The 5,673-nt window shown below is 68.6% G+C and carries 7 protein-coding genes; 5 read left to right on the plus strand and 2 right to left on the minus strand.

Features of this window, described 5'->3' with window-relative positions; all coding sequences use genetic code 11:
• Positions 1 to 426: cytochrome c oxidase subunit II transmembrane domain-containing protein (locus tag Q0C81_RS15135; protein WP_291839728.1), on the minus strand; the 426-nt coding region annotated here is incomplete at its 3' end.
• Between the two features lie 244 nt (positions 427 to 670).
• Here Q0C81_RS15135 and Q0C81_RS15140 point away from each other — a divergent pair.
• The 5 genes from Q0C81_RS15140 (at position 671) to Q0C81_RS15160 (ending at position 4,761) form a co-directional block, all read left to right on the plus strand.
• Positions 671 to 1,033: a PadR family transcriptional regulator gene (locus tag Q0C81_RS15140; RefSeq protein WP_291839731.1), complete on the plus strand. Its 363-nt coding sequence runs from the start codon at positions 671 to 673 to the stop codon at positions 1,031 to 1,033.
• Positions 1,033 to 1,605 (plus strand): DUF1700 domain-containing protein, encoded by a 573-nt coding sequence (locus Q0C81_RS15145; protein WP_291839733.1) that lies wholly within the window; start codon positions 1,033 to 1,035, stop codon positions 1,603 to 1,605. Before Q0C81_RS15140 ends, Q0C81_RS15145 begins: the two co-directional genes overlap by 1 nt.
• A 14-nt stretch (positions 1,606 to 1,619) precedes the next feature.
• Entirely contained in the window at positions 1,620 to 2,396 is a 777-nt protein-coding gene (locus tag Q0C81_RS15150; RefSeq protein WP_291839737.1) for a DUF2807 domain-containing protein, read from the plus strand.
• A gap of 166 nt (positions 2,397 to 2,562) precedes the next feature.
• The gene (gene tldD, locus Q0C81_RS15155; RefSeq protein WP_291839740.1) at positions 2,563 to 3,993 is read left to right on the plus strand and encodes a metalloprotease TldD; all 1,431 of its coding nucleotides are present in this window, start codon (positions 2,563 to 2,565) and stop codon (positions 3,991 to 3,993) included.
• Positions 3,994 to 4,086: 93 nt separating this feature from the next.
• Positions 4,087 to 4,761, plus strand: coding sequence for a hypothetical protein (locus Q0C81_RS15160; protein WP_291839742.1), 675 nt, complete (start codon positions 4,087 to 4,089; stop codon positions 4,759 to 4,761).
• Between the two features lie 56 nt (positions 4,762 to 4,817).
• On the opposite strand, the gene Q0C81_RS15165 is transcribed toward Q0C81_RS15160, so the two are convergent.
• A partial coding sequence (locus Q0C81_RS15165; RefSeq protein ID WP_291839745.1) for a TraB/GumN family protein occupies positions 4,818 to 5,673 on the minus strand: 856 nt, incomplete at its 5' end.

Raw genomic sequence — 5,673 nt, forward strand, 5'->3', positions numbered from 1 at the left:
GGCCTTCACGGTCAGGTCCGGCGTCGGCATGTCGTGATAGGCGAACAGCAGGCGGAACGAGAACAGCGAGATGCCCACCAGGATCAGCACCGGGACGATCGTCCAGATGACCTCGATCAGGGTGTTGTGGCTCCACTTGGCGGGAACCGGATTGGACTTCTTGTTGTAGCGGATGACGATCCAGATGATCAGGCCGAGCACCAGCAGGGTGATCAGCGTGATGATCGGCATCAGGATCAGGTCGTGGAAGTGGTGCGCCTCGACCTTCAGCGGCGACGCCGCCGGTTGAAGCCCGATACCGCCCGGCGTCGGTTGACCCATGCGCTCGGGTCCCGAAGCCAAAGCCGGCGTGGCGGCGAAAACGGCCAGGCTCAGGGCGGTGAGTCCACCACCGACGATCGCCCGGGCGCGCGTGCCCATCCCCATGCGAGACATCCTCATAAAACCGTTTCTTCGCAATCATTTGCGAGTGAATCGCAAACAAGCGCCGGGACACAGCGGCCCGCGGCGGTACATCGGGCGGTCCATATCGCCCCCTCCCTCACTTGCCAAGCGTCCCGACCGTTCCGCGACGTTCGGGCGCCGGATTAAATCGCATTCATGTTTCGCCAGCTACCTTGCGGCGCAAGATACCTTGCAGTATCCCATCGACATCACAGGAGACGTTGATGTGCCTGAAACCATAGAGATCCAGTTGAAGAAGGGGGTGCTGACGCTGTGCGTCCTGGCCCTCCTGAACCGGCGCGAAAGCTACGCCTACGAGATCGCGTCCACCCTGTCGGACGCCATCGATATGGGCGAGGGCACCATCTACCCGCTGATGCGGCGGATGCAGTCGGACGGCCAGGTCGAGACCTATCTGGTCGAATCGTCCTCCGGGCCCTCGCGCAAATACTACCGACTCACCGACGCCGGTCGCCGGGCCCTCGCGGCCCAGACCGCCGAATGGCGCGCCTTCGCCCGCGCCGTCGAAACCATTGTGGACGTTCCGGCCGAACCGGCTGCGCCGTCCGCCCAAGAGGGAGCTGAATAATGACGAGGGACGAATTCATGGGCCGGTTGCGCCGCGGGCTGGTGGGCCTTCCCACCCGGGCCGCCGGCGACATCGCGTCCGACTATGAGCAGCATTTCGACGACGGGATCGCTGACGGCCGCTCCGAAGCCGAAGTCGCGGCCGCCCTCGGCGATCCCGACCGTCTGGCCCGCGAGCTGCGCGCCGAAGCCGGCGCCCGTCGCTGGGACCAGGAACAGAACCCCGCCGCGGCGGCGGGCGCCATCTTCGGGCTGATCGGCCTGGGCGCCATCGACATCCTGATTCTGCTGCCGATCGTCTTCCCGGTGTTCGGCGCGGTGATCGCCATGCTGCTGAGCGGCGTCGCGGTCTTCATCGCCGGCGGCTTCGTCGCTGTGGCCGGATCCTTCTTCGGCGGGCCCGGAGGCGTGCTGGCCGCCCTTCTGATGGGCGTGGGCCTGATGGGCCTGGGCATCTTCATGGTGGGCCTGATGGCCCTGCTCACCAAATGGCTGATCGACGCGACCGTCTGGTACGCCCGACTGCACTACCGCGTGCTGAAGCCCGCGCTCGACAACCAGAACCAGGCCTGAGGGAGGGACCTGACATGATCCGCAATCTACTGGTCATCACCGGCGTGGGCTTCGTCCTGGCGCTGGTCGGCATCGGCGGCTCCATGGCGCTGGTCGGCAACGACGTCCGACGCAACGACTGGACCTGGGTCGTCACCGACGACGAGGCCGGCGACTCCGGCTTCCACCTGGAACGAGGCGAGGTCTCGCCGGAAACCGTCCGCACGATCGAATGGACCGGCGGTGAGCGCCTGTCCGTCGATATCCCCGGGCAAGTCACCTACATTCAAGGCGACCAGCCGGGCATCCGCATCACCGGGCCGAAGGACGCCGTCGACAAGGTTCGCTTCTCCGACGGCCGTCTGATCATGCTCGACGACGACCGCAGCGAGCGCGGCTACATCCGCTGGACCGGCACGGGCATCCGCGTCTGGAGCGAGACCGAGGCCCTGCGGGTCGAGGTCACGGCCCCCGCGGTCCACACCTTCGAAATGGGTGAACACGGCCGGCTCAAGATCCGCGGCTACGATCAGCCGACCCTCGACGTGACCATCAACGGCAACGGCGAGGTTGAGGCGGACGGCCGCGCGCCGAAGGTCACCGTCACCGTCAACGGCGACGGCGATACGGACCTGCGCCGGCTCGAGGTCGTCGACGCCAAGGTGGACCTCACCGGCCGCGGCGATGTGACGGTCGGTCCGACCGGCCGCGCCGACATCGACATCTCCGGTCACGGCGACGTCACCCTGACGCGCAACCCGGCCCAGCTGAACCAGTCGATCACCGGCTGGGGAGACGTCGATCTCGACTGATCCTCGCCGCCCCTATCCCTCCTCGTCGTGGTGGAGGGCGGCCGCTTCGGCGGCCGGAGCGGGGATGGCCGCTGCTCCCTCGTCGCGCCATCCCCGCTTCATTCGCCGCGCCCCGTGCGCGGCGAAGACCGTGACGCGGCGCATCTAAGTCCCTATCTCTGCCGCCATGACCGTCCTCGTTTCCCCGCCCGCCATTCTCGACAGCGCCGAGGTCGGCGCCGACGAAGCCCTCTCGATCCTCCAGGACGCCCTGACCGGAGCCGATGACGGCGAACTGTTCCTCGAACGCTCCGAATCGGAATCGCTCGTTTTCGACGACGGCCGCCTGAAGTCCGCCGCCTATGACGCGACCGAGGGCTTCGGCCTGCGCGTCGTCGCCGGTGAAACCGCCGGCTACGCCCACGCCAACGAGATCAGCGGCCCCGCCCTGCGCCGCGCCGCCGACAGCGCCGCCCTCGCCCGCGCCGGCTACGCCGGGATCGCCGCCGACGCCCCGCAGGCGACCAACCGCAAACTCTATGACGAGGTCGATCCCCTCGCCTCCCCCGCCTTCTCCGACAAGATCGCCCTGCTGGCCGAGGTCGACGCCTGGGCCCGCGCCCGCGATCCGCGCGTGGTGCAGGTCTCGGCCTCGCTGGTCGGCGAGCATCGCCAGATCGAGATCCTGCGCGGCGACGGCCGACTGATGCGCGACATGCGTCCGCTGGTCCGCCTGAACGTCTCCGTCACCGTCGAGAAGGACGGCAAGCGCGAGAGCGCCTCCTCGGGGGCCGGCGGCCGCGCCGGCTTCGAGACCTGGATCGCCCCGGCCCGCTGGCAGGGCCAGGTCGATGAGGCCCTGCGTCAGGCCCTGGTCAATCTGGAGGCCGTCGATTGCCCGGCGGGCGAGATGGACGTGGTCCTGGGCGCAGGCTGGCCGGGCGTGCTGCTGCATGAGGCGATCGGCCACGGCTTCGAAGGCGACTTCCACCGCAAGGGATCGTCGGTCTTCACCGGCAAGATGGGCCAGCGCGTCGCCGCCCCGGGCGTGACCGTGGTCGATGACGGCTCCATCGCGGGTCGCCGCGGCTCCCTGACCATCGATGACGAAGGCACGCCGACCTCGCGCACCGTGCTGATCGAGGACGGGATCATGGTCGGGCTGATGCACGACCGGCTGTCGGCGCGTCAGCTGAACGCCCGCGCCACCGGCAACGGCCGCCGCCAGTCCTTCGCCCACATGCCCATGCCGCGCATGACCAACACCTTCATGGAAGGCGGCAAGGACTCCAAGGCCGACATGATCGCCTCGACGAAGCGCGGCCTCTACGCCGCGAACTTCGGCGGCGGCCAGGTGGACATCACCAACGGCAAGTTCGTGTTCCAGTGCACCGAGGCCTATCTGATCGAGGACGGTCGGATCACCGCCCCCGTCCGCGGCGCCACCTTGATCGGCGACGGGGCCACGGCGCTGACCCAGGTGCAGATGATCGGCGACGACTTCGAGTTCGATCCCGGCGTCGGCGTTTGCGGCAAGGCCGGCCAAGGCGTCCCCGTCGGCATCGGCCAACCCTCGCTGAAGATCGCCGGACTCACGGTCGGCGGCACGGCGGTCTGAGGCGACGCCGCCCGGCGTTTCATGGTAGAGCTTCCCTTGACGGTTGCATGAACGATCGCACTCGCGGTCGCGGCCCGTCCGGGGAGACGTTTCATGAGGGCCGCCCTCTCTCAGTACGCAGTCGACATCCAGATGACGCCGGCCACGCTGGAGGCGCTCATGGCGAGCGGCTACGCGCTGTCGGCCTTCAAGGCCGTCCAGACCACGGTCAACGGCGCCGCGCCTCTGCTGTGGTACCAGACGAGCCGACTGCTGATGACCACCTCCGTCACCTGGCAGGAACAGTATCAGGCCTATGCCTCGACCAGTCAGATCATCGCCCACGGAATGATCCGGCCCAATTCGACGACCGACATCGGCCTCGGCCAGACCGCTCAGGTCGGCGCCAACGGCGCCATGACCGCTACGGATGGAGGAACGCCCGCCGCGATCTCCATCCTGAACCAGGCCAGTCAGCCGTGGACTTGCGGCGTTTCGCAGGTGGTGGAGAACCAGACGAACCCGGTCTGCGCCGTACCGCTCTACGGGAACATGATCGACGTCATCGCGCCGGTGGAGCAGGTCCTGCTGATGCTCTCGGCCATGTCGGCCAACACCGGCACCGTGATCTATCAGGCCTATGCCCCCGGCGTGCTGATCGACCTCAGGGGCGCCGCGCAGCGCACGGTCCAGTTCGACATCAACAACGGCTGGAGCTGGGACAGCGGGACATGGGCGCGGTCGGTGGCGTCCAACACCGACCTCGTGCCCCTGCTGATCCAGCAGTGAGGCGACGAACGGGCCAGTCCGCTCTCGCCGCGCCGCCGATCACGTTCTGAGCCGGATTACCGGGACCGCCACTCCGGTCCTACGATCTCGAAGCCGCGGGCCTTCAGGCTGTCCAGCACGCCGCCCTCTTCGGCCAGCAGGCGGACCGGCGCGACGCCCATCGTCGTGCCCGGCGAGATCATGGCCGTCTCCACCGCCGCCGCCCATTGCTGGTGCAGCTGGGGAGCCAGCTCGGGATCGCCCCACGGCCAGCAGACGTTCAGCGCCTGTTCGATCGGCGAGTTGACCACCTCCGGCACGCGGAAGGCGCGCCAGTCGATCGCGCGGTCACGCGACGACTCGGGCCCGGCCTCGGCGGCGGCGATGGCGCGCTCGACGCACGGCACATGGACGCTCTGGGGCGCCGAGATCAGGCTTTCGACCAGTTCGTCGCCCCGCACGGTGCCGACCGGACGCATGTCGATGCGGGCGCGGCGGCCGGCGCGGCGCACCACGTCCACCGCGTCCTGCGCCTCGCCCCCGGCGCGGAAGCCGGCCTTGTCCTGCATCAGGTCCAGGCTGGTGAAGAGCAGGCTCTGGGTGCGCCAGTTCTGGTTCCGCTCGTCGGCCATCAGCGCGTCAAGCCGCGCCTGATACTCGGGCGACAGCCAGGTCGCCGTGGTCTGCCCCTGGGGCATCCGCCCGATGGTCCGTGCGCGCCAGATGACGCGCAGGATATCGCTGAACGACGCCCGGCCCTCCTGAGGCAGCAGGATCAGGTCCGCCTTGGCGGTCGCCTGCTCCAGCGCATCGGGATGCCAGGTGACGTCGCGCGGGATGGCGCGGATCGAGCCCACCAGGATCAGGGTCGAATCGCCCCGTGTGATCGTCCACATCGGCGCGCCCGAGCGACGGGCCAGCACCACGACCTCA

This window comes from Brevundimonas sp. (assembly GCF_023259385.1).
Taxonomy (GTDB): Bacteria; Pseudomonadota; Alphaproteobacteria; order Caulobacterales; family Caulobacteraceae; genus Brevundimonas.

Excerpts from the sequence above, each read along its gene's own strand:
- Q0C81_RS15160 (WP_291839742.1), top strand. The coding sequence starts at position 4,087 with ATGAGGGCCGCCCTCTCTCAGTACGCAGTCGACATCCAGATGACGCCG.
- Q0C81_RS15150 (WP_291839737.1), top strand. The coding sequence starts at position 1,620 with ATGATCCGCAATCTACTGGTCATCACCGGCGTGGGCTTCGTCCTGGCG.
- tldD (WP_291839740.1), top strand. The coding sequence starts at position 2,563 with ATGACCGTCCTCGTTTCCCCGCCCGCCATTCTCGACAGCGCCGAGGTC.
- Q0C81_RS15145 (WP_291839733.1), top strand. The coding sequence starts at position 1,033 with ATGACGAGGGACGAATTCATGGGCCGGTTGCGCCGCGGGCTGGTGGGC.